This is a genomic window from Roseiflexus castenholzii DSM 13941 (assembly GCF_000017805.1).
In the GTDB taxonomy this organism is placed as follows: Bacteria; Chloroflexota; Chloroflexia; order Chloroflexales; family Roseiflexaceae; genus Roseiflexus; species Roseiflexus castenholzii.
The window spans coordinates 3,191,143-3,215,454 of sequence record NC_009767.1 but is presented as its reverse complement, the minus strand read 5'-3'; the positions used below and the strand labels follow the sequence as shown (position 1 = coordinate 3,215,454).

Genomic DNA, 24,312 nt, shown 5'->3' with positions numbered 1-24,312 from the left:
TTTGCGCATCGACGTCCGCGCAATGATCACCCTGAAACAGAAGGTGCTCCAATGACAACTTCACTGCGTGATTTTCTGGAAATTCCCTACGACGAACTCGAAGAATTGAACCTGCAAATGAAGGCATTGCGCCTGGCGCGCACGCCGGTCGATATCCTGCGAGAGGAGCGCAGCCGGTATCTCGCCGATGAAAAGCGCATCAAGGCGGTCACTGTCTGCTTCGCCGATCTCGAAGGTCGGCTCCACATGCTGGACTACGATAAAAAGTTCTTGCTCAAATCCGCCGACAACCTGACCTTCGACGGCTCTTCGATCCGCGGCTTCTCACGTCAAGCGGAGTCTGATCTGCGGCTGGCAATCGATTGGGCGGCATTCTATTGGTTGCCGGCAGACGTGTTTGGTCCAGGCAAGGTCCTGGTTTTTGGCGAGGTGCTGGAACCGGATGGAACGCCGTACCAGGCGGATATGCGATCGCGATTGAAGCGTTACGTCGACGATCTGTTCCGCCGCGAGGGTCTGATCTGCTACGTTGCGACCGAAGTCGAGGGCTTTCTGTTCCAGGGACAGCATGCCGAGCAGCGCTACCGTGAAACTGACCGCTTCGAGTTTATTACAACCAGCGGCTATTATCACTCGTTGCCGGGAGATTCGCTTCGTCTGTTCATCGATACAGCGGCGGAAGTGCAACGCGCCATGGGTTTTGCGAACGAAAAAGACCACCCCGAAGTTGCACCGTCACAGTTCGAGATGAACTATTCCTATACCGAGGCGCCGATTGCCGCCGACCAGGTGTTGCTCTACAAACTGGTCTGCCGTCAGGTGGCGCACAAGATGGGCATGACGGCGAGTTTTCTCCCCAAGCCGGTCACCGGCGTGAATGGCAGCGGTATGCATACGAACCTGTCGATTGCGCGCGGTGATACGAACCTGTTCCACGATCCCGCCGGACGCGATAGCATCTCGGCGTTTGGCTGGAATTTCATCAACCGCATTCTCCACAATGCCAGAGACCTCTGTCTGATCCTCAATTCGAGCGTCAATGCCTATCGTCGCCTTGATCCGCACTATGAAGCGCCAAATGAGATTAAAGCCTCGCCTGTTGATCGCGGCGCGATGATCCGCATTCCGATCGGCAATGCGCGTTCGGCTCGCATCGAAGTGCGCTCGATTGCGCCGGATGCCAATCCGTACCTCGCCATTTATGCGCTGCTCCGCACCGGCTTGGAAGGTTCGGAGGGGCAGATCACCGATTCCTATCAATCGCTTGGCATCCTCCCTGATAACATCTATGATGCGCTCGATTCGTTCCGATCCAGCGCCTGGATCAGTGCAATTATGGGAGAAGATGTGGCAATGCGTTTTGCCGCCGCCAAGCAGTCGTCTGCCGACCGTTGCCCGCGCCTGCTCGGAACGGTCATCAAACGTGCCGAGATTCAGTTCCACCATGAGGTGACCAATCAGCATTTGTGGAATCTCTTCTGATGAGGTCGCTGCCAGGCATACGGTAAGGGCGCCCCCCTCTGGGCGCCCGGCGCGCACGCGGCAAGGGAAGGGCGTCCGGCAGGCTGCCAGGCATTCGGTTGCGCCGGCGCCGCCGCTCGCGCAACGCCTCGTTCCCTGGAGATGGACTGCTGACCGCAAAGATTTCGCATTGATACTCGCCGAAAGGTATTGTTGCTCATGCACCCTACCGACGACTCGCCGCTCCCTATGCTTTTCATCGCGGGCATGAAAACCTGGGAGATGCCCGAATTGACGGCGCTCAATACGTTGCCACCACACGCACTGACCGTTCCATTTCCAGCAGATGCCGACATGTCCGTCGATCCATCGGCATCGCCATGGTATCAGAGTCTGAGCGGTGTGTGGGAGTTCCGCCTGCTGCCGCGCCCTGATGCCGTGACCGCCGCTGCATTGGCAGCAGGCGACTGGTGTCCGATCCAGGTCCCCGGCAATTGGACGATGCAGGGCTTCGGGACGCCGCACTATACCAATGTGCAGATGCCCTTCCCGCATTTGCCGCCGTTCGTGCCAGACGATAATCCCACCGGCGTTTACCGCCGTCAGTTTACGCTTCCTCCACAATGGCACAGACGCCGGATCGTCCTCCACATCGCCGGGTGTGAGGGCGCGTGCTATGTGTACCTCAATGGCGCACCAATCGGGCTGCATAAGGACTCGCGCACGCCCGCCGAGTATGATGTGACCGGCGCCGTGCGCTTCGATGCGCCGAATGAGTTGATCGCCGTCGTGTTGCGCTGGTCCGACGCCAGTTTCGTGGAAGATCAGGACCACTGGTGGCAGTCGGGCATTCACCGTGACGTGTTTCTCTATGCGACCGATACCGTCTACCTGGCGGATCTGTCGGCGCGCGGGGATGTGAGCGATGATCTACGGGAAGGAACGCTCCAGGTGCGTTGCACACTCGACGCCATCGCCGAAGCCGAAGAGCATACCCGCGTCGAGGTGCAACTCTATGACGCAAGCGGCGCACCGGTCTTCGCAGAGCCGCTGCGCGCAACGTATACGCAAACCCATCCGCGCTTTGGCGTGCGTCGCTTCGTGCGCCCGGAACTGTGCCTGGAAGGACAGGTTGAGTCGCCGCATCTATGGTCAGCAGAAACGCCGTATCTGTACATGCTCGTGGTTACGCTCCATAGACCGGCGGGACCGGAACGTCACACCTGCTATGTCGGGTTTCGCTCGATTGCCATTCGCAATCGGCAGTTGCTGGTGAACGGCAGAGTAATCACGATCAAAGGTGTCAATCGCCACGACCATTCCGACACAACTGGCAAGGCGGTCAGCCGCGCCTTGATGGAACTCGATATTCAGCGCATGAAGCAGTTCAACATCAACGCCGTGCGCACGTCGCATTACCCAAATGACCCATACTGGCTCGATCTGTGCGATCGCTACGGGTTGTACGTCATCGACGAGGCGAATATCGAGTCGCACGCCTTCTATTTCGACATCTGCCGCGATGCACGCTACACTCGCGCATTCGTCGAGCGCGTGCGCAACATGATCGAGCGCGACAAGAATCATCCCTCGGTTATCTTCTGGTCATTAGGGAACGAAAGCGGGTATGGTCCCAACCACGATGCTGCCGCCGGTCTGGCGCGTCGCCTCGATCCGTCACGACCGCTGCACTATGAGGGCGCCATCTCGCGGTGGATGGGAGAGTCGTGGCAGGATGGGCGCACAGTCACCGATGTGATCTGCCCGATGTATGCGCCAATTGATGAGATTGTCGCCTGGGCGGAACAAGAGACCGATGATCCGCGTCCCCTGATCCTGTGCGAATACTCGCACGCCATGGGGAACAGCAACGGTAGTCTGGCAGATTACTGGGAAGCGTTCGAGCGCCACCCGACGTTGCAGGGCGGGTTCATCTGGGAATGGCTCGACCATGGCATCCGTGTCGCCGACGATCAGGGGCGTGTCTATTGGGCGTATGGCGGCGATTTCGGTGATGTTCCCAACGATGCCAACTTCGTTTGCGACGGTCTGGTGTGGCCCGACCGTTCACCTCACCCGGCATTGTACGAATACAAATATCTGATCCAGCCGGTGCGGGGTGAACTGGTCGATCCGGCGGGCGTAACGGTGCGAATCGTCAACCGGCAAGATTTTGCCGATCTCGACTGGCTGTATGGCGTGTGGGAAGTGACGGTCGATGGTCTGCCGGTGGCGTCGGGCGAGTTGCCGGAACTGTACGCTGCGCCGGGTGAGGCGCAGGTGGTGAGTCTTGACCTCGGCGCAGCGAGCAGCGCTCCCGGAGAGCGGTTCCTGACGCTGCGCTTCTATCAGCGCAATGCGACACTCTGGGCGCCATCCGGGCACGAGGTGTCCTGGCAACAACTGCCGCTGCCGACGATTGCCGTTGCGCCTGAACCGGAAGTGACATCGGCATCGGTTGCTGTCGAAGAGATCGCCGGGCAGATCGTCTTGCGCGCCGGCGCCGTGCGCGCTGCTTTCGATACGACGACCGGTCTTTTGACTTCATTCGGCAGCGGATCAGAGAACCTGATTGTTCGCGGACCGCTGCTCAATGTCTGGCGCGCCGCCACAGACAACGACGGGCTAAAGGTGTGGAATGAGCCGGACAAACCGCTGGCGCGCTGGAAAGCACTGGGATTGCACCAGGTGCAACATCGCCTGCGCAGGATACGCCTGATGGCTGCCAGCGATGAAGCGGCAACCGTCGAAATCGAGCATGGCGCCTCTGGCCGTGGGGAGTGGCGCGATTTCACCCATATCCATCGCTACACACTGGACGCCAGCGGTGAGCTGCTGGTCGAGAACACCGTCCTCATCGGTAGTGCGATCAGCGACATCCCGCGCGTCGGAGTACGCCTGACGCTGATTCCGGGGCTTGAACATCTCGAATGGCACGGACGCGGACCGTGGGATAACTATAGTGACCGCAAAGCAAGCGCCATTGTGGGGCGTTGGCGCTCGACCGTGACCGACCAGTACGTGCCCTATATTATGCCGCAGGAACACGGGCATAAAACCGATGTGCGCTCCCTGCGCCTGACCGACGCTGATGGGCGCGGATTGTTTGTCGCCGGGCGTCCGACCTTCGAGTTTTCGGCGCTCCACCACAGCGACGACGACCTGTTCCGCGCTCTGCACACGATCGATCTGACTCCGCGCGCCGAAGTATTCCTCAACCTCGATGCCGCGCATCGCGGGCTTGGAACGTTGAGTTGCGGACCCGACACGCTCGAACGCTACCGCCTGATGGAGAGTGAATACCAATTCGTGTACCGGATGCGTATTCTGGGAGAGCCGGTTGATGAATGATCACGCACGGGGCACAGATGTCGCACCGCAACGTCTGTGCCCATGGGCATCGCTCCAGAGCGGTAGCGTGTTGCTGTGCCGCTATGCTGCTACCGGAACCCTCTCCGCCCATGCCGCGATTGCCGCCCAGTCTCGCCGATCCTCTTCGACGGCGCCGACCATCCGGGCGATGAGCCGGTCGAGGAACGACAGTCGCGCAAAATTCATGGCGCCGGCGAAATACGCTTCGGCTGCCGGGTGGATCAGCGGGCGCACGGCATCGAGATATGCCGCGCGATTGGCGCGGCTGGTTTCATCGTCACCAGTATTCAGCATGTGGACGGTAAAGAGCGCGACCGGCACACTGTTCAATGTTGCCTGGTTTGCCTTGACGAAATCGACCGCCTCGGGCAGCCAGCAACCCATGCGAATGGCGCTGCCGATGATGATCGCATCGTAGCCGGTGATTTCCGGTCGGGCTTTGATCGGTTTTCCATCCACAGCGAAGCCACGGTCACCGAGTGTTCTGGCGATAGCGGCGGCAATCTCGGCGGTCGAACCAGCACGGGTGGCATAAGTGACAAGAATACGCCTGCTCATGGTGCTCTCCTCTGCAAAGGTCAGATCAACGACGGCGGACTCTGGCGCGCGTGTGGCGACATACCCGCCGCCGATGCAGGCGACGGTCGTCGCTGCCAGACCGATTCCGGCGGCCTTGAGAAAACGTCGTCGGCTGGACGTTCTGCTCATATTTGTCCCCCCTTCTCATAACGCGCAAATGAGTTCAAAAAAGCTTCGTATGCGCTTTGTCGTTGCACTGTTCATCAGGAAGTGTACAATCTCTGGCACATTGACGAACCACATCTTTGTGTAGGACAAGGGAAGACTGTGCTTACCGATGAGCGGATCACAGCGGCGTTATGGCAGTCAGGCGCATGTGTCGCCTACCCCGTATAGTGTGTCTCAAGCGCAGAAAAGGTGAGTATACTGTGGCATGCATGACCGACGCTGAACGTTGAGCATAGCCACGTGGAGCGGCGCCAACAGACGCCGCCCCGGTGCGTCGGCAACCGGCGACATACGATCTGTTCTTTCCTGCGACCTCGGGTGATCTCGTCATTGCATTCGAGAGCAACCTGTACACGCCATCTTCGACCGATCCACGACGGCTGGGGATTGCACTGGATCAGGTGGAAGTCCAGGGGCAGAGGATGCTGCCGCCACTGACAACAACAATGCAGATTCTGGCGATCATCTCGCTCTTCTGGTTCTTCTGGCGTCGTGTGGGTCTGAAGCCGGCGATGATATTCCTCCTGACAGGCGTCGTCCTGTTGGCGGCGCTTGTGGGGTTATTTCAGGCGCGGCTCTTCATTACCGTCGCGCTGGGGCACTGGATCGCGGTACTGGTGTTGTTGCATCTGGTTCTCTGGCCCCTGCAGCAGCTGATGCGCACTATTGTGCGGCGTTATAACCTGACCGTCAGTGCAGTGGGATGGAAGTGGTTATGGGGCATATTCGGAGCAGCGTTGCTCTTCAAGGTTGGCGGCGCTCTCTATCCGCACGCAATCTTTATCGATGAGTGGCCGCATATGCAGCGAGTGCAGATGGTGCTGGACGGGCGCTTCCTCGAACTGTATCGTCCGGGTTTCACTTCATTCTTGGGGGGAACGGTTGGGCTTGAGGCGGGTTACCTGCCATATTCGCCGCTCTGGTATCTCCTCATTGCACCGATCCATATGGCTGGCATCCCGATTGGTGATGCGATGAATGGGCTGAATGCGCTGCTCGATGTGAGCAAAGGGCTGATGATTTTCCTGATCACTCTGAGAACGCTTGATCGCGAACGTCCTGCATTGATAGCATCAGGACTATACCATTTGCTGCCCATGCCCTACTTCTTGATGTCATGGGGGAATTATCCAACGCAGTTTGGCTTATGGGCTTCTCTGGTAGTATTGACGTTTCTGGCGCTCAACTATCAGCAGATGCCTGTGCTGCGCGAATGGAAGCGGTTCGGATTATGGGTAGGCTTGTTAGCGCTGTCGATACTCTCGTACACGATTATTGGGGTTATGACCTTCACGATGCTGGGGATTCTGATGCTTTTCAAAATATTGCAAGGAGTGAAAGGAAGTCGGTCATTCATTCTCTCTTTGTTGATTGGGATGATTTTGGCGGAAGGATTCGCCTTCACCGTATACCATGTTCAATTCGTGTCAGTGTTTTTGAATTCGACTCTGCCAGCGGTTGTGAACAATATCATTAATATGGCTGGCGCCGAGTTGCGCCCCGATGTAGAAGCGCGAGAGAGTCCACTGAGCAACTTTCTTGCGAATACCATCTTTCTACGCAATCATACGACCTATCTGTTGTTATTACTAACAATGGTAGGGCTGGGTGGTCTCTATTTCGATCAATCTGGACGCCGGTATGGATCCTTTTGGAGTGCGTGGTTGGCTATCTTTGTTCTGTATACGCTTGTAAGCGCCTATGTCGCCGATATGGTGCTCAAACATATTCTATTCGTCATGCCGCTGATCTGTATCAGTGCTGCGCTGGCGCTGAATGCGATCTGGGATCGGTGGCGATACGGTCGCCTGGCAACCATTGTGACGGCGCTCTTTCTCTTTGCAGTTGTTGTTGAGCGCTGGTGGTTCTACCTCCTGATTAAGCGGCACGATGTGATGTGATGCCAAACGTCTGCCATATCCACCTGCAATGCGCATGCGAGTCGTGGCAGCGACCGGGTTGTCGGCTGCCACTTTCTCTCATAGAGCGATCAACCAGATGGCGCCCAATCATTGTGCGTGGTAACCGTCGAGCGGCAGATGTTGGCTGAGCCTGTCGAAGCCAACGTCCGCCGCTCCACATCCTTGATGGTCCTGGTTGTGGTTGATCGCTCTGTAAGGCTTTCGGATGTATGGCGTATGCTCGCGGGAGTGATGTCCGTTTATTCGGAGTTGCTGGCGCCACTGCCCCGTCTGGTTCGCGGTCAGGCGCCATTGTCCGCGCGCGCGACGCCTTCCTCACGCGCAGCACGCGCAACCGCCGCTGCAACGGCTGGTACGATGTCGCGATTGAAGACGCTGGGAATGATGTATTCCTCGCTCAATTCTTCGTGACTGATGACGCTCGCCAGCCCTTCCGCGGCTGCCAGGCGCATCCTGGGGGTGATCTTTGCGGCGCGCACGTTAAGCGCCCCACGGAAAATGCCCGGAAAACTCAGGACGTTGTTGATCTGGTTGGGAAAATCGGAACGGCCCGTAGCAACGACACGGGCATAGTGTTGCAACATCTCTGGATCGCCTTCGGGGATCGGGTTGGCAAGCGCAAAGACGATCGGATCACTCCCCATGCTCTGCACCATCCCGGCAGTGAGCAGGTTCCCGGTCGAGACGCCAATGAAGGCATCGGCGCCAACGAGCGCTTCCGCCAGCCCGCCACGCCGTCGTTCGCGATTGGTGCGCGCGGCGATCTGCCGCTGCATCGGGGTCAGGTGTTGATCCTCATCGATGTTCAGGATGCCCGTTCGGTCTACTGCGGTAACTTCGCCTACACCGGCGATGAGAAGGTTGTGAATGATTGCTGTGCCCGCTGCACCGACACCATTGACCACAACACGCATCTGGTCGAGACGCTTGCCGACCAGCGTCGCAGCATTGCGCAGACCTGCCAGCACCACCACCGCCGTGCCATGCTGATCATCGTGCATCACCGGAATGTCAAGGCGCTCAGCAAGGCGTTCCTCAATATCGAAACATTTGGGGGCGGCGATGTCTTCTAGGTTAATAGCGCCGAACACCGGTGAGATCTGCTCGACCGTCGCCACGATCACGTCAGGGTCCTGGCTCTTCAGACAGATTGGGAAGGCATCGATATCCGCGAGTTCTTTGAAGAGCACCGCTTTTCCTTCCATCACGGGGATGGCTGCGGCAGCGCCAAGGTTGCCCAACCCTAGGACGGCGCTTCCGTCGCTGACGACTGCCAGGCTGTTCTTCTTGATGGTCAGTGAGAAGGCATTCTCCTCATCGCGCGAAATCGCGCGACAGACGCGCGCAACGCCAGGGGTATAGATGAGTGAAAGGTCGTCGCGGCTCTTGAGCGGTGTGCGGCTTTGGATGGAAATCTTGCCGCCTTGATGCAATGAAAAGACCCGATCACTCACATTCGTGACGACAACGCCGGGGAGTGCGTTGATGCGGCGAACGATTCGGTCGCCGTGAAGTTCGTCCTGCACGCGCACGGTGATGTCGCGCACGATGTGCTTACGGTCAACACGCACGATGTCAATAGCGCCAATGTTGCCACCGTTTTCGCCGATAGCCGTGGCAATCGTCCCCAGCATACCAGGGCGATTGTCGATCTGACAGCGGATGGTCAACGTGTAGGCTATTCCCTGATTTGTTCCGGTCATCAGGCGCTCCTGTCATCATCCTCAAAAGGGGGTTCGTGGTTGCCTGATTATACGATAGATCAGGCGGGTTGGATGAGAACGGCTTCGCTGATGATCCGGCGGAACCGAAATGACACGGTGGACCGGACATGATGCATGATAGTCGAAAGTCCTGTCTCGCTGACGGGAATCCCCCCATACAGGCAGTCCGCTTGGCTCCCGCTACCTGCCCGACTGATGCGCCTGACCGTTATTCGGATACGGAATGAGCGCCGACAAATGGTGTAGGGTCAACATTGATGCCCTGCTGCCAGACTTCGTAGTGCAGATGAGGTCCGGTGGCATAGCCGGTGCTGCCCACCGTGCCAATCAGATCGCCACGCCATACTTCCTGCCCGTCGCGGACCAGAATGGAGTCCAGATGCCCATAAGCGGTCGTCCAGCCGGTCTCACGGTTTTCGATGCGCACGAAGTTGCCGCCGGGCCAACTGCCGGGATAGACTCGCGCAATCCCGTCGTGGGTGGCGATCACCGGCGCGCCGCGCGTTGGTCCCGGTTCAGCGTAGCCGTCGCTATCCGCGTCGATGGCGAAATCGAGCGCGCCCCACACTGCTGCCGGGGCGTGAGTGCCTGTGCCATATCCCTGAGTCACAACGATCTGTCCAACCGGTGCTATGAGCGGATATCCACGCGGCGCTGTCCGGTCGGCGCGTTTTGATTCGACCGTTGTCGCCGGTGTGGTCGCACTCATTGCGAATGGCAATTCGACCGGTTGCGCTCCCCCTTCTGCTGTGGTTTCGAACAAAGCAGCGCTTAGTGATGCCTGCTGCACCGGTGTGGAAGCAACGGCGCCCAGGATCGCCACTTTGAGTGTCTCAGCATTGATGGCGCTCCTGGCGGGCGCGGCTTCAGGTTGACGATCGGCCAGCGCAACGACGACAGTCTGTGGCGCAAGCGGTGAGGTGATGGGCGATCTTGAGGGGACAACGAACGAAACGTCTAAACGCGACAGGATCGATGTCGTCAGCACGGTCGTCGCCAGCGCAAGAGCAATGGGAATCGTTAACCGTTGGAGATCGATTACAGGAGGCGATAGATTAAGGGAGGGAGAGGCGGAAGGCAGCGCCTGCGGCGCGACAGCCAGAACCCGTGCCAGATGTGTGCGCGTTGGTGCGTCGAGCGAGAGGATGCCAAGTTCGATGGCGCCAAGATTGCGCGCCGGAATACCGCTCAGAACGGCCAGTTCGGTCAGGGTCAGCCCGCGACTGCGGCGCAGGGTGCGCAGGGTGGTCGTCATAACGTAGATCGTCATTGTGTATCAGGTGTGCGAATGCCTGCGCAGAGCATAGCGTAAAAAAGCGCACGTGTGTATGACAACATGCTTACGGAAGTTATGGCATCACCCATCCGCCATCGACTGCCAGCACCTGACCGGTGATGTACGACGCGGATGGCGAGAGGAGAAACACAACGGCTGACGCAACTTCCTCTGGCGTGCCGAAACGCCCCATTGCAATCGCATCGAGCGCCCACTGCCGTCGCGCTGCCGGCAGTGCAGCGAGCATATCGGTCTCGATATATCCCGGCGCCACCACATTCACCGTAATCCCATCGCGCGCCGTCTCGCGCGCCAGGGCGCGCGCCAGTCCAACCAGCCCCGCTTTGGCAGCGGCGTAATTCGCCTGCCCGACGTTTCCTGCCAGCCCCGCCAGCGAGCCGATCATGACAATCCGCCCGTACTTCTGCGCGCGCATTGGCGCCAATACCGAACGACTGCACAAAAATGCGCCGGTCAGATCGATATCGATGACCGTGCGCCACTGATCGGGGCGCATACGCACGAACGGCGCATCGTCGGTTGATCCGGCGTTGTTGACGAGCGCATCAATCCGTCCCCAGTGCGCAAGACAGGCATTCACCATCGTCTGAACGGCGCGCTCATCGGCGATATCGGCGGCAAATGCCAGGGCTTCGCCTCCCATCGTCTCGATGGCGGCAACCACTTCCTGAGCAGCAGTGGCGTTGCGTTGATAGTTGATGAGGACGCGCCCGCCGCGCGCTGCGATTGCCAGCGCAATCGCCCGCCCAATGCCGCGCGACGCGCCGGTGATGAGCGCTACCTGGTTCTGAAATTCATTGCTGATCATGCCCGGTATCCTTGCACCACGCAGAATGCTCTGCTACAATCCATGATGCTGGCACACATTCGGCGACCTTCAGCGACTCGGTCGCCATTGGTTGCAATACTGTCCTATGAGCGCCATTTTAATCGTCGAAGACGAGGCCGAAATTGCCGGCTACCTCCGGCGCGGGCTGACATTCGAAGGGTACAACGTCGAAATCGCCGCCGATGGTCGTCAGGCGCTCGAGATCGCGCGCGAACGTCCGCCCGATCTCGTGGTGCTCGACCTGATGCTGCCGGGCATCGACGGGCTTGAAGTTGCGCGCCGCCTCCGTGCTGCGTCGGATGTGCCGATTATCATGCTCACGGCGCGCGACGCCGTCCCGGATCGCGTTGCCGGTCTTGAAGCCGGCGCCGACGATTATCTGATCAAACCGTTCGCTTTTGAGGAGTTGCTGGCGCGCATTCGCGTCCAATTGCGCCGCCGTCAACGCGAAGACACAGCGACGGTGCTGCGCTATGGTCCGCTGACCATGGATCTTACCGCTCACGAAGTCACCATTGGCGACCGGCGGGTGGATCTCACGGCAAAGGAATATGATCTGCTCGAATTGTTCATGCGCCACCCACAACAGGTGATGACGCGCGATGTCATCTACGACCGCGTGTGGGGGTACAATTTCGGCGGCGAAAGCAACATCATCGAAGTCTACGTGCGCTACCTGCGCCAGAAACTCGAGGCGCGCGGCGAACCGCGCCTGATCCATACCGTGCGCGGCGTTGGCTATATCCTGCGCGAGGAATAACGCTCTCCCTGGCTACGGTTGCACGGTGGCGGCAATCCGCGTGAGCAACCACTCCTCGAAGCGCACCGCATCGACGCTCAGCGCAACCCGGGCATTGTCCGGCACGCCATCGGAAGGTTCGCGCATGAGTGTCATGCCCGCAGTCAACCGTCCGCCAGTCTCGACATCGACGTGCAGTGCGCGCCAGGTGACCAGATCCGGCGACAGAATGGTCGCCACTGCCAGCGGATCGTGCAGGTGCGTGAATCCCCGCGCGCGGAATGGCGGGTAGAGCGCAACCTGATCGGCAACCGCAACGTGAAATGGCGTGCCTGCTGACCGAATGCGTTCGACATCGGACGGACGAATGCGAGTTTGCAGCGTCGCATCGAGCGGAACGAGCGAGATCGGCGCGCCAGAACTGAAGACGATGTGCGCCGCTTCCGGGTCACACCGGATGTTGTGCTCGACATAATTGATATGCAATGATTCGTACCCCCGGCATGCGCCTCCCATGATCGTTAACCCGGCCAGCGCCTGCACCATGCGCGGCTCACGTTTCAGCGCCAGCGCAACGTTCGTCAGTGGACCGATAGCGGCAAGGTGGATCTGTCCCGGGTTGCTCATCACCGTGCGCACCAGATAATCGACAGCGTGATCGGCTTCTGGCGCGAGCGTATGATCAGATTCGTTGAGCAGCCCAATCCCTTCGTGCCCTGCCCAATAGACCGGCAGCAGTTCCAGGAGCGGTTGAGACGCACCGGCAAACACGGGAGTGGCAGTGCGCCCGCGCAGGTTCAACAGTTTTCGCACCATGCGGCTGCGAAGCAACACATCGCCGTACACACACGTCACACCTTCAAGGTGGAATTCGGGCGACGTCAGAATGAGCGCCAACGCCAGACAATCATCGACATCCGTGCCGATGTCGGTGTCGAGAACGAGACGAATCATGATCATGCTCCGTATCGAACACGCCTTGACAGTGCGTTCTCTCCATTGTAACGTATGAGAGCGCCATGGTGAGCATTGATTGGACGATGCGATGAAAACGGTCGAACCGCAGGAAGAAGCGATAGAAGCGCCATCCGGCATTGATGAGCAGCCCCATGATGGTGATGGCAGCGCAACGGATCAAGGCACAACCGAGTCATTATCGGCCACGCCGGTTGTTCCGGTGATCGCGTGGCCGGCTGTCCCGTGGCGCCTGATCGCGCGCTGGTCGCTGGTGGCGCTGGCAGTGTACAGCATCGGCTGGATGCTGTGGACGACGCGCCCGGTGCTGATCCCGTTCATTATTGGTCTGGTGCTGGCATATTTGATGGCGCCAGCCGTGGATTTCTTCGATCGCTGGATGCCGCGCTGGTTGTCTATTCTTGTCGTGTACATCCTGGGTTTTCTGGGAATAGCAGCGACCTTTGCGCTGATCATTCCGCCGCTGATCGAACAGGTCGAACGATTGATCCATCAGTTACCCTCTTTCAGAGAGGTTCAAACATTCATTGACTCGATCATCAGGCAGTATCGCGATCAGGTTCCTCCATCGTTGCAGCAACCTATCGAAGATAGTCTGGCGAATCTTTTGCGCTCATTGCAGAATAATATCGACACCTATCTGCAACGTGGCGGCGCATTTCTCCTCAATCAACTGATCCAGTTGCTCAATACGGTAACGTTCATCCTGGGCTTTATTTCGTTGCCGATCTGGCTCTTTTATGTGTTGTACGATAAGCATCGGGGGCGGGTCTTCTTCAATCAATTGGTCCATCCGCGCGCTCGATCTGATTTTTGGAATGTCTGGGATATTGTCAACAGGGTTCTGGGCGGCTATATTCGAGGGCAGATTATTCTATGCGTATCGGTTGGTCTGGCGGTCGGAATCGGGCTGGTAGGGCTGGAAATGCTCGGTTTCCCGCTTGGTGATTATATTCTGGTGCTGTCATTGATCGCCGGTGTGACCGAGTTCATTCCGGTGCTCGGACCGACGATTGGCGCTATTCCGGGGGTTATTCTGGGGTTTGGCATTTCACCAACGGCTGGCATTGCTGTTCTTTTGCTCTATATTGCCGTCCAGCAACTTGAAAACAGTCTCCTGGTGCCGCGCATCATCGGCGAAAGCGTTGGCGTTCACCCGGCAGTGCTGACGGTGGCGATGATTGTGATGGGAACGCTGTTTGGTCTCTTTGGCATCTTGCTGGCAGCACCGGCGGTCGCCACGGTGCGCGACCTCTTCAAGTACACCTATCTGCGATTGGAAGGCTGCACGCCAGAGGAGAGCATCCGCCGCGTTGCGGCTGATCACGCGCCGATTATTCATCAGGGTGCGGCCAAACAGGAAAGTCAGCCTTCCTGAGGGGTGATCCGTCCACGAAGGGCGCGAAGAAGCACGAAGGCGGACCGTCCTGAAGCGCGTTGGCAGGAAGTACCCCCATTCTGAACTATCCACGAAGGGCGCGAAGAAGCACGAAGGCGGACCGTCCTGAAGCGCGTTGGCAGGAAGTACCCCCATTCTGAACTATCCACGAAGGGCGCGAAGAAGCACGAAGGCGGACCGTCCTGAAGCGCGTTGGCAGGAAGTACCCCCATTCTGAACTATCCACGAAGGACACGAAGAGGCACGAAGGCGGACGTTCCCATTTCCAGGAGCAGCTGCGAAAAGCGCAGCCTCATTCGTGTGAATCTGTCTCGATCAGCGTATATCCGTGTGCTATTGCACCAGGTGCTCACAACCTTAAGCCTCAGCCGCTGCCGCCACCGCCGTTACCGACTCGCGCCCAGGCAGCGTGAGTGCCAGGGCAGCAGCGGGGAGCGCAAGCAGAACCGCGCCCTGCATCGCAGGGAGCAATCCTACCACGTCTGCCAGCGCCCCCACCAGCGCCGTACCAATACCGCCGGTCGCAAAGGTGAACCCCAGGATCAACCCGGCAGCAAACCCCTGACGCACCGGCAACAGTCGCTGCGCGTGGACCACCAGCACGCTATGCTGCCCACCGATAACCATACCGGCGACGCCGCAGGCAATGAAAGCCGTTAACGGCGAGGGCGACCAGAGGCAAGTCAGCCCGGCAGGAACACTGACGAGCAGGGGCCAGATAGTGGCAGCGCGCATGCCAAAGCGGTCGGCGATGTCCCCGGCGATGATATTGCCGATTGCGGCAGCGAACATAAAGATGCCCGCGATCGCACCGTAGGCAACCGGTTCCCACCCGCGATCGGCAAAGAGTTTCGGCAGGAACGACATAAACACCGACTGGATCGATGAACGCAGCGCCACCAGAACAACAAACGCCGCCAGGATTGCCACCCCGACACGGACTGCCGCATGTGCGGCGCGCGTTGTTCCACCCACCGGGATGACCGGTCGCGGCGCAGCAAACAGAAAAACGGCAGGAACGAGCGCCAGCGCCGTCAGTGCCAGGATCGGCAGTGCGCCATTCGTAACGCCAAGTAATGCGCCCCCAAGGAGCGGACCCAGCGACAGACCCAATTGCCCGCTGAAGAAAAAGATCGCGGTTGCGCTAGCAGCGCGCGCAGGAGCGGAAGCCGCCGCGCTTGCCGTTCCAATCGGGTGGAAGAGTCCGGACCCCAGCGCCATCAAGCCGACCAGCAGAACGATCAATGTCCAGTTCATCGAAACGGAAATCGCCGCCAGGCACACGGCCATCCAGGCGACCCCCACGCCGGCCAGCGCTGCCGGACGATTGCTGAAGCGATCCGCCAGCCAACCGAAGAGTGGTTGCGACAGCGCACCGGCAAAAATGTGGAGCGTCAACGCCAGACCGATCTGAGCATTGCTCAGCGCGAGCGGCGCAGCCAGCGCCGCCAGCAGCACAGGAACGACGCTATTGAGCACGTCAACAGCAAAGTGACCGGCGCTGATCGAGAGCAGGAGACGATTTTTGAACACAGATGGCATCCTTTGCCCTGACAGGGCGACGATTGATGTGATAACTGAGAGAATGCTACGGATTAGCAATTATATCAGATTGAAGCAATCCCGGCGAAGTGACCGTGCTAAGGCGCCATTCATCGCATATATGGCAGCGCTATGACACCTGATCGGGCGTTATTCAAACAGAAGATCAGCAGGGCTTTCCATCCGCTCTGCAACGGAGGATGAGCAAGAGATAAGAATCGTATCGTGATATTGTCATTTGTTTGAAAGGTGACATCCTAAACCGGTTATGGTATAATCTTAACAATAGCAGAAGAAACTCGCCTCGGTGCGATGATCGTCCCGGCTGTTGTTTGTATCGCGTGATGACGCGCACCAGATTGTGTGTTATCGCGTGCTGCAAAACAGCAGCCGGTTCTTTTTGTCGAGGGTCTATGCGGATTTTGATGTTGTCCTGGGAGTACCCGCCGCATATGGTGGGGGGTCTGGGGCGCCACGTGACGGATCTGACCGACGCGCTGGCGCAGATTAGCGTTGAGGTTCATATCGTTACACCAAACCTCCACCATGGCGCCAGTGAAGAGCGCACCGCTCAGGGTGTGTACGTTCACCGGGTGGCTATTCCGCCGGTTGCGGATCGCACATTTTTTCCGCTCACGCAGGAACTGAATAGCGCCCTGCGACACGCTGCGCTCGATCTGCACTGTCGGATCGGCGGATTTGACCTGATCCACGCGCACGACTGGCTGGTCGCGCCTGCGGGCATGACCCTCAAGCGTTTCTGCCATGCGCCGTTGCTGGCAACGATCCACGCAACGGAACGTGGGCGGCAGCAAGGGCATCTGACGACCGATCTCTCGATTCAGATTGATCGTCTGGAACGGTTATTGGCAAGCGAGGCAATCCGGGTGATTGCCTGCTCGCACTTTATGGCGCACGAAATCTGTACCGCCTTCGATACCCCGCGTGAGAAGATTGAGGTCGTGCCGAATGGCGTTGTGATACGGCCCGCGCCATTTGACAGTGATGAGGAGCGACTGGCATTTCGTCGTCGTTTTGTGCGCGACGATCAGCAGTTGGTATTTTCCGTCGGGCGGATTGTCTACGAAAAAGGATTACACCTTCTAGTCGATGCCTGGTCGCAGGTGCTGATGCAATTCCCACAAGCACGCCTGGTGATCGCCGGCGTCGGCGCATACCTCGACGCACTGCGGGAGCGCGCACAGCGAGCGGGACTGGCAGACTCCATTCTTTTCACCGGTCGCATCAGCGATGATGAGCGGGATCGGCTGTACCATGCGGCGGATGCTGCGGTATTCCCATCGCTCTATGAACCGTTTGGCATCGTCGCCCTGGAAGCAATGGCGGCGAAGTGTCCGGTGATCGTGGCGCACACCGGCGGACTGGCTGAGGTGGTGAAACTCCACGAAACGGGATTGACCGTCTATCCGAACAATGTCGATTCGCTCGCGTGGGGCATCCGGCATACGCTGGCGCACCCCGACTGGTCGCAGCAACGCGCAACAAATGCGTTTCGCGAGGTGGGCGCCCGCTACAACTGGCAGACCATCGCGCAGATGACGGTGGAGATTTACAGACGGGTCTGTGAGGAATGGCGCTACGTTCAGCGCGACGCTCTTCCTGCGGCGACGCTTCAATATACAAGCGCCTACATATGACACCAATTACCCGCGAACATCCGGCATGGTCACCCCGAGCAGCGCGAGGGGTCTTGCACGACCCGTTCAGATTCCGCGCTGCGCTCGGAATGACAAGAAGGCGGCATCGTCAATTGTCATTGGTATCACCCCGCGCCTCGCGCCTCGCACCCCGCGTCTCGCGCCTCGCGCCTCGCACCCCGCGCCTCTCATACCAATTCCCTGTGCACATCCGGCATGGTCACCCCGAGCAGCGCGAGGGGTCTTGCACGACCCGTTCAGATTCCGCGCTGCGCTCGGAATGACAAGAAGGCGGCATCGTCAATTGTCATTGGTATCACCCCGCGCCTCGCGCCTCGCACCCCGCGCCTCGCGCCTCGCACCCCGCGCCTCGCGCCTCGCGCCTCGCACCCCGCGCCTCTCATACCAATTCCCTGTGCACATCCGGCATGGTCACCCCGAGCAGCGCGAGGGGTCTTGCACGACCCGTTCAGATTCCGCGCTGCGCTCGGAATGACAAGAAGGCGGCATCGTCAATTGTCATTGGTATCACCCCGCGCCTCGCGCCTCGCACCCCGCGTCTCGCGCCTCGCGCCTCGCACCCCGCGCCTCTCATACCAATTCCCTGTGCACATCCGGCATGGTCACCCCGAGCAGCGCGAGGGGTCTTGCACGACCCGTTCAGATTCCGCGCTGCGCTCGGAATGACTAGCATGCGGCATCGTCAAGCGTCATTGGTATGACTCACTGAGATATTACCATGGAGTGGGGACGGTGCAATGAACCGTCCCCACCGACAGCCCTACTTCTGTTCTTCGAGAACTGCCTGCGCCGCAGCGAGCCGGGCGATGACGACGCGGTACGGGCTGCACGACACATAGTTGAGACCGACGCGGTGGCAGAACTTCACGCTCTCTGGCTCGCCGCCGTGCTCACCGCAGATGCCGGTCTTCAGATCGGGGCGGGTGCTGCGTCCACGCTCGACACCCATGCGCACCAGTTGCCCGACGCCTTCCTGATCCAGCACCTCGAACGGATCGTCCTTCAGAAGTTTGCGCTCGACATAGAGCGGTAGGAAACGTCCTGCATCGTCACGGCTCATACCGAACGTCATCTGCGTCAGATCGTTGGTGCCGAAGGAGAAGAACTCGGCAATCGTTGCGATCTTGTCGGCAGTCAGTGCGGCACGCGGCACTTCGATCATGGTGCCGAGCAGATAATCGATCTTTTGCCCGGTTTCCGCCATCACTTCATCGGCGACGCGACGCACAATATCACCTTGCATGCGCAGTTCACTCACATCGCCGACGAGCGGGATCATGATCTCAGGATGCACCTTGATGCCGCGCGCCTGACAATTGGCTGCGGCATGGAAAATGGCGCGCGCCTGCATCTCGGTGATTTCGGGGTACTCGATGCCCAGACGGCAGCCACGGAAGCCGAGCATTGGGTTCGCCTCGCGCAGGCCCTCAATCTTTGCTTTGAGCGTGGCGACGTCGATGCCCATCTTGTGCGCCAGTTCCTCGATCTCGCGGTCGCCGTGCGGCAGGAATTCATGGAGCGGCGGGTCGAGCGTGCGGATCGTCACCGGCAGTCCGTCCATGACTTCAAAAATACCCTCGAAGTCGCCTTGCTGGAGCGGCTCGATCTTTGCTAACGCCCTGCGCCGATCTTCCGGCGTGTCTGCCACAATCATTTCGCGCACGGCGTCGATACGGTCGCCCTCAAAGAACATGTGCTCGGTTCGGCACAGACCGATGCCCTCAGCGCCAAAGAGTCGCGCCACCCGCGCATCGGTCGGCGTGTCGGCATTGGCGCGCACTCCCAGACGACGCACTTCATCTGCCCAACTCAGGAACGTGGTGAAGTAGCCGTAGAGTTTCGAGTCTTCCGGCTTCATCTGACCACGAATGACCTGAATGACTTCGGCTTCCTGCGTTTCGACCTGACCGGCATAGACCCAGCCGGAGTGCCCGTCGACCGTAATCCAGTCGCCGTCCTTCAGGATGACATCAGTTCCATGCACATGAACGGCGCCGGCCTTATAGTCAATCTCCAGGTCGCCACAACCGCAGACGCAGCACTTGCCGAGTTGACGCGCCACCACCGCCGCGTGGCTGGTCAAGCCACCGCGCGCCGTCAGGATTGCCTGGGACGCAACCATGCCATGAAAATCTTCCGGCGCCGTCTCGGTGCGCACTAGAATGACACGCTCACCCTGCTCGGAGCGCGCCGCCGCTTCGTCGGGATCGAGTACGATGCGTCCCTGGGCAGCACCGGGACCGGCGGCCAGTCCACGCGCCAGTCTGGTGGCGTGCTCGGCAGCAGCGGGATTGACGATTGGAAAGAGGAACTGGTTGAGCATCTCCGGTTGGACGCGGCGGAGTGCGGTGCGCTTATCGATCAGCCCTTCGTTGACCATATCGACTGCAATCTTCACTGCGGCCATACCGGTGCGCTTACCGTTGCGCGTTTGAAGCATCCAGAGTTTACCACGCTCGATGGTGAACTCAACATCCTGCACATCTTTGTAGTGCCGTTCGAGCATCTTGGCGATCTGGGAAAACTGCTCGTACACCTCCGGCATTTCCTCGCGCAGTTTGCTGATCGGTTTGGGCGTGCGGATGCCCGCCACCACATCTTCACCCTGTGCGTTCACCAGATACTCGCCGTACAGTTCATCGGCGCCGGTTGCCGGGTTGCGCGTGAAGGCAACGCCGGTTGCGCTGTCGTTGCCCATATTGCCGAACACCATCGTCTGCACGTTCACGCCGGTGCCGAGCGTGTCCGGGATTTTGTAGACGCGGCGATAATCGACGGCGCGGCGTCCCATCCAGGAGTTGAAGACCGCCGTGATCGCCATCCGCAATTGCTCATAAGGGTCTTCCGGAAAATCGACCCCGGCATCTTCTTTGATGATCGCTTTGAACGTCTCGGCGATCTGCATCAATTCTTCGGCGGTCAGGTCGGTATCCTGGCGATCCCTGCCTTTCGCCTCACTCATGACATGCTCGAACTTCTCGCCATCAACACCGAGCACGATCTTGCCGAACAACTGAACGAATCGCCGGTAGGCATCAGCAGCAAAGCGCGGGTTGTTGGTGAGGCGAGCGAGTCCCGCGAGCGTCTCTTTGTTGAGACCAAGATTAAGGACGGTATCCATCATACCCGGCATCGACTCGCGTGCGCCAGATCGAACTGATACAAGCAGCGGGTTGTCCGGGTCGCCGAACTTCTTGCCGACCTGTTCTTCGATCACTTTCAGCGCTGCGAGGGTCTGTTCCCACAAACCTTCGGGGAACTGCTTGCCTCGCGCGTAGTATTCGTTGCATGCTTCGGTGGTAATAGTGAAACCTGGAGGAACAGGCACGCCGGTACGGGTCATCTCAGCCACGCCAGCGCCTTTGCCACCGAGGAGATCGCGCATCGACGCATTACCTTCGGTGAAAAGGTAGACCCATTTTTTAGACATAATGTTTCCCCCTTTTGTGAAGACCTGTATTCCATCGGGCTGCGACGCAAAAAAAGGGTGCGGAGTATACATCCGTCGCAACCTTTGGAATTATTCAGGATATTACATCAGTATGCGGAATCATGCAACGGGCATAATCGTGGGAAGTCGAAAGAAATGCTCACAAATGGTTGAGAACTGAGAACCGAGAACCGAGCACCAGAAGCCTGAAATCAGGAATCGCGCACGTCGTCTCGTTGTCCGTGTATCCCTGTATGCACAGTGCTCCGTCAGATCCGTTCACCGCATTGTTGCACGCAGAGGCAGAGCGGTTCAGCATAGTGGACACCTTGCGCGTCTCGGAATGCTTGACTATACTGCCAGCATACAGCACTGCGCACTTGAGACGTTCAGGAGCGATATTCTCATCTACAAATGAGCATAATTCTTTATAACGGAGATGTTTTATGACTGCCCCAGCATCGACAGGTCAGCTTCGCATGGTACGCGCAGCCGATAGCCTTGACATTGACCTGGACGCCTTGCAGGGTTTATGGAGCGAGGAGCAGTACCTCGCCCTCGCCCGGCAGACCAACCGCCTCATCGAGTTTACCGACGGCGTTATCGAGGTGTTGCCCATGCCAACGCGAAAGCATCAAGCGATTTCACTCTTTCTCGTGCTCGCTTTGCTCGCGTTCGTGCAACCCAGGGGCGGCGCCGTATTCTATGCCCCGTTACGGCTGCGAGTGCGTCCGGGCGCTTTCCGTGAGCCGGATATCATGCTTCTCTGCGATGCCCGCGATCCACGAAATCAGAACGAGTTCTGGCTGGGCGCCGATCTCGTTGTCGAGATCGTAAGCCCTGATCATCCAGAGCGTGACACAGTCGAAAAACCACGCGATTACGCACAGGCGGGCATACCTGAATACTGGATTGTCAACCCCCTGGACGAAACAATCACGGTCCTGGCGTTGGAGCACGACGTATACAGCACGTTTGGCGTGTTCCGTCGTAGCGAACAGGCGGTTCCCCGATTGCTCGACGGCTTTGCTGTGAGTGTCGATGCAGTGTTCGATGCGGAGTAGGGTAATGTCTACACGCGCTCGATAATCGTTGCATTCGCCATGCCGCCCCCTTCGCAGATGGCAATTAGCCCGTATCGTCCGCTACGCCGCTCCAGTTCGTGCACGAGCGTCGCCATCATTCGTCCGCCCGTTGCACCCAGCGGATGTCCGAGCGCAATTGCGCCGCCATTAACATTAACTCGCTCCCATGGCGCGCCGATCTCTTTCTGCCATGCCAGCACGACCGGTGCAAAGGCTTCGTTGACTTCAAACAGGTCGATGTCCTCAACACGGAGACCTGCCCGTTCCAATGCGCGTCGCGTCACCGGAATCGGCCCGGTGAGCATGGTCACCGGATCGACGCCAACAACGGCGAACGAGACGAATCGGGCGCGCGGTCGCAGCCCCAGCGCGCGCGCGGCTGACGGAGACGCGATCAGCGCCGCCGCCGCACCGTCGGAAATCTGGCTGGCGTTGCCAGCCGTGATCAGGTCCAGGTCGGGAAAAGCCGGCTTGAGAGCAGCGAGTTGCTCCACCGATGTGTCGGCGCGAATGCCCTCATCAGCATCGAATACACCTCCGCCCGGCAGTGCAACCGGGATGATTTCGGTCGCAAAGCGACCGGCGTCGCGCGCTGCGGCAGCCAGGCGGTGACTGCGCAGACTATACTGATCGAGGTCTTCGCGCGTCAAACGCCACTCACGCGCGATCCGCTCAGCACCACGCGCCTGATCGAACCAACCGCGATCCAGACCATAGCGCTGCGCCAGACGTGGGCTGAGCGGGGTTCCAGGACCGACCGCAATCGAGGCGCCAAGCGGTACGCGCGTCATCGACTCGACGCCAGCAGCGATGACCAGGTCGTATACACCTGCCATCACCCCCTGCGCCGCGAAATGGATCGCCTGGAGACTCGAACCGCACTGCCGGTCGATGGTCGTCGCCGGGATCGACTCGGGCAGACCGGCGGCAAGCCAGGCGTTGCGCGCGATATTGGCGGACTGTTCCCCTGACTGACCGACGCACCCGGCGATAACGTCGTTGATAGCGGCGGGATCGACGCCGACGCGCGCCAGGAGCGCAGCGATGTGCTGACCAAGGAGATCAACGGGATGGATCGCTCGCAGCGCCTTCCCGTGCTTCCCAACAGGCGTGCGAACCGCTTCGATCAGCAACGCTTCCGCCATAGTCATGCTCCTTCGTCGATGTACACCGGCGTACACCAAGCGCGGTAGGCGGGCAGGCATCCACGCACCACAGCGCTATACAATTCCGCCAGGCGCGCAGTAATCTCGCCAACAGCGCCACTCCCCACCGGTCGCCGGTCGATCTCGATAATCGGTTTGACTTCGGCGCCGGTGCCGCAGAAGAAGGCTTCCTCCGCCACATACAACTCGGTGCGATCGATGGGTCGCTCGATCACCGGCACACCCAGCTCCGCCTGCGCCAGGTGCGCCACCACGCGCCGGGTGATCCCTTCGAGAATATCGCTGGTGATCGGCGGCGTAATGAGAGCGCCGTTGCGCACAATATACAGGTTCGCCGCGCTCGCCTCCGAGACCTGCCCGTCGCCGCCGAGCACAATCGCTTCATCGTAGCCGTTGAGTAGCGCCTCCGTCTTCGCCAGCGCCGAGTTCACATACCCACCGGAGACCTTTGCGCGCGATGGCATGATATTGTCCTCGATGCGCCGCCAGGAGGATACGCATGCGCGCACTGCCGTTCCGGGAATGTATTGACCAAAGGGAACGGCGTAGAGCACAAAGGCGTCGGTCATATTGTTGAGGCGAACAGCGATAGTATGGTCGCTCTTGAAGACCAGCGGACGAATATAGGCGTCCTCACGAAAGGCTTCACGTCGAAGCAGTTCTACGGTCAGATCGTACAGTTCATCGACGCTGTAGGGCAGATTCATGAACATGATGTTGCACGAGCGTCTCAGACGTTCCATGTGTTCGCGGAGATGGAAAACGTACAACTGACCATCATCGGCATTCCAGTAGGCGCGAATGCCTTCGAAGACACCGAGACCATAGTTCAGCGCCGCAGTCATCACACTGACTTGCGCCTGTTCGATTGGAACAAATTCCCCGTTGAAGAACGCAAAACGGTTGGAGGTCATTGGTCGATCCCTGATGTGCGAAGCGATAGAC

General features: G+C 59.2%; 16 protein-coding genes. 7 read left to right on the top strand and 9 right to left on the bottom strand.

Going from position 1 to position 24,312, the window contains the following annotated elements; all coding sequences use genetic code 11:
* Positions 1–51 precede the first annotated feature (51 nt).
* Complete coding sequence (locus tag RCAS_RS12855) at positions 52–1,482, top strand: glutamine synthetase family protein (RefSeq protein ID WP_012120998.1); 1,431 nt, start codon at positions 52–54, stop codon at positions 1,480–1,482.
* Positions 1,483–1,680: 198 nt separating this feature from the next.
* Entirely contained in the window at positions 1,681–4,812 is a 3,132-nt protein-coding gene (locus tag RCAS_RS12850; protein WP_012120997.1) for a glycoside hydrolase family 2 TIM barrel-domain containing protein, read from the top strand.
* Positions 4,813–4,893: 81 nt separating this feature from the next.
* On the opposite strand, the gene RCAS_RS12845 is transcribed toward RCAS_RS12850, so the two are convergent.
* The gene (locus tag RCAS_RS12845; RefSeq protein ID WP_012120996.1) at positions 4,894–5,541 is read right to left on the bottom strand and encodes a flavodoxin domain-containing protein; all 648 of its coding nucleotides are present in this window, start codon (positions 5,539–5,541) and stop codon (positions 4,894–4,896) included.
* A gap of 308 nt (positions 5,542–5,849) precedes the next feature.
* On the opposite strand from RCAS_RS12845, the gene RCAS_RS12840 reads away from it, so the two are divergent.
* Positions 5,850–7,481: a hypothetical protein gene (locus RCAS_RS12840; protein WP_012120995.1), complete on the top strand. Its 1,632-nt coding sequence runs from the start codon at positions 5,850–5,852 to the stop codon at positions 7,479–7,481.
* A 302-nt stretch (positions 7,482–7,783) separates the two neighbouring features.
* Here RCAS_RS12840 and RCAS_RS12835 read toward each other — a convergent pair whose 3' ends face one another.
* The 3 genes from RCAS_RS12835 to RCAS_RS12825 form a co-directional block, all read right to left on the bottom strand.
* Positions 7,784–9,205: a malic enzyme-like NAD(P)-binding protein gene (locus RCAS_RS12835; protein WP_012120994.1), complete on the bottom strand. Its 1,422-nt coding sequence runs from the start codon at positions 9,203–9,205 to the stop codon at positions 7,784–7,786.
* Between the two features lie 229 nt (positions 9,206–9,434).
* The gene (locus RCAS_RS12830) at positions 9,435–10,496 is read right to left on the bottom strand and encodes a peptidoglycan DD-metalloendopeptidase family protein (RefSeq protein ID WP_012120993.1); all 1,062 of its coding nucleotides are present in this window, start codon (positions 10,494–10,496) and stop codon (positions 9,435–9,437) included.
* A gap of 79 nt (positions 10,497–10,575) precedes the next feature.
* Positions 10,576–11,331, bottom strand: a complete 756-nt coding sequence (locus tag RCAS_RS12825) for a 3-oxoacyl-ACP reductase family protein (protein ID WP_012120992.1) — start codon at positions 11,329–11,331, stop codon at positions 10,576–10,578.
* Between the two features lie 106 nt (positions 11,332–11,437).
* On the opposite strand from RCAS_RS12825, the gene RCAS_RS12820 reads away from it, so the two are divergent.
* Positions 11,438–12,112 carry a response regulator transcription factor gene (locus tag RCAS_RS12820; RefSeq protein ID WP_012120991.1) on the top strand — a complete coding sequence of 225 codons (675 nt, stop codon included), beginning with the start codon at positions 11,438–11,440 and terminating at the stop codon, positions 12,110–12,112.
* Between the two features lie 12 nt (positions 12,113–12,124).
* Here the strand turns inward: RCAS_RS12820 and RCAS_RS12815 are convergent, their stop codons facing one another.
* On the bottom strand, positions 12,125–13,045 hold the full coding sequence (locus tag RCAS_RS12815) for a nucleoside hydrolase (RefSeq protein ID WP_041331994.1): 921 nt from the start codon (positions 13,043–13,045) through the stop codon (positions 12,125–12,127).
* 91 nt (positions 13,046–13,136) lie between these two features.
* On the opposite strand from RCAS_RS12815, the gene RCAS_RS12810 reads away from it, so the two are divergent.
* Positions 13,137–14,444 (top strand): AI-2E family transporter, encoded by a 1,308-nt coding sequence (locus tag RCAS_RS12810; RefSeq protein WP_012120989.1) that lies wholly within the window; start codon positions 13,137–13,139, stop codon positions 14,442–14,444.
* A gap of 378 nt (positions 14,445–14,822) precedes the next feature.
* Here RCAS_RS12810 and RCAS_RS12805 read toward each other — a convergent pair whose 3' ends face one another.
* Positions 14,823–16,007, bottom strand: a complete 1,185-nt coding sequence (locus RCAS_RS12805; RefSeq protein WP_012120988.1) for an MFS transporter — start codon at positions 16,005–16,007, stop codon at positions 14,823–14,825.
* A 413-nt stretch (positions 16,008–16,420) separates the two neighbouring features.
* Here RCAS_RS12805 and RCAS_RS12800 point away from each other — a divergent pair, with 413 nt between their 5' ends.
* Positions 16,421–17,665 carry a glycosyltransferase family 4 protein gene (locus RCAS_RS12800; RefSeq protein ID WP_012120987.1) on the top strand — a complete coding sequence of 415 codons (1,245 nt, stop codon included), beginning with the start codon at positions 16,421–16,423 and terminating at the stop codon, positions 17,663–17,665.
* Positions 17,666–18,446: 781 nt separating this feature from the next.
* Here RCAS_RS12800 and ppdK read toward each other — a convergent pair.
* On the bottom strand, positions 18,447–21,116 hold the full coding sequence (ppdK, locus tag RCAS_RS12795) for a pyruvate, phosphate dikinase (protein ID WP_012120986.1): 2,670 nt from the start codon (positions 21,114–21,116) through the stop codon (positions 18,447–18,449).
* Between the two features lie 446 nt (positions 21,117–21,562).
* Here ppdK and RCAS_RS12790 point away from each other — a divergent pair, with 446 nt between their 5' ends.
* Positions 21,563–22,180, top strand: a complete 618-nt coding sequence (locus RCAS_RS12790; protein ID WP_012120985.1) for a Uma2 family endonuclease — start codon at positions 21,563–21,565, stop codon at positions 22,178–22,180.
* Positions 22,181–22,188: 8 nt separating this feature from the next.
* Here RCAS_RS12790 and RCAS_RS12785 read toward each other — a convergent pair whose 3' ends face one another.
* A complete protein-coding gene (locus RCAS_RS12785) occupies positions 22,189–23,346 on the bottom strand; it encodes a thiolase family protein (protein ID WP_012120984.1) in 1,158 nt (385 codons plus the stop codon).
* Positions 23,347–23,348: 2 nt separating this feature from the next.
* Positions 23,349–24,281: a branched-chain amino acid transaminase gene (locus tag RCAS_RS12780; RefSeq protein ID WP_012120983.1), complete on the bottom strand. Its 933-nt coding sequence runs from the start codon at positions 24,279–24,281 to the stop codon at positions 23,349–23,351.
* Positions 24,282–24,312: the final 31 nt, after the last annotated feature.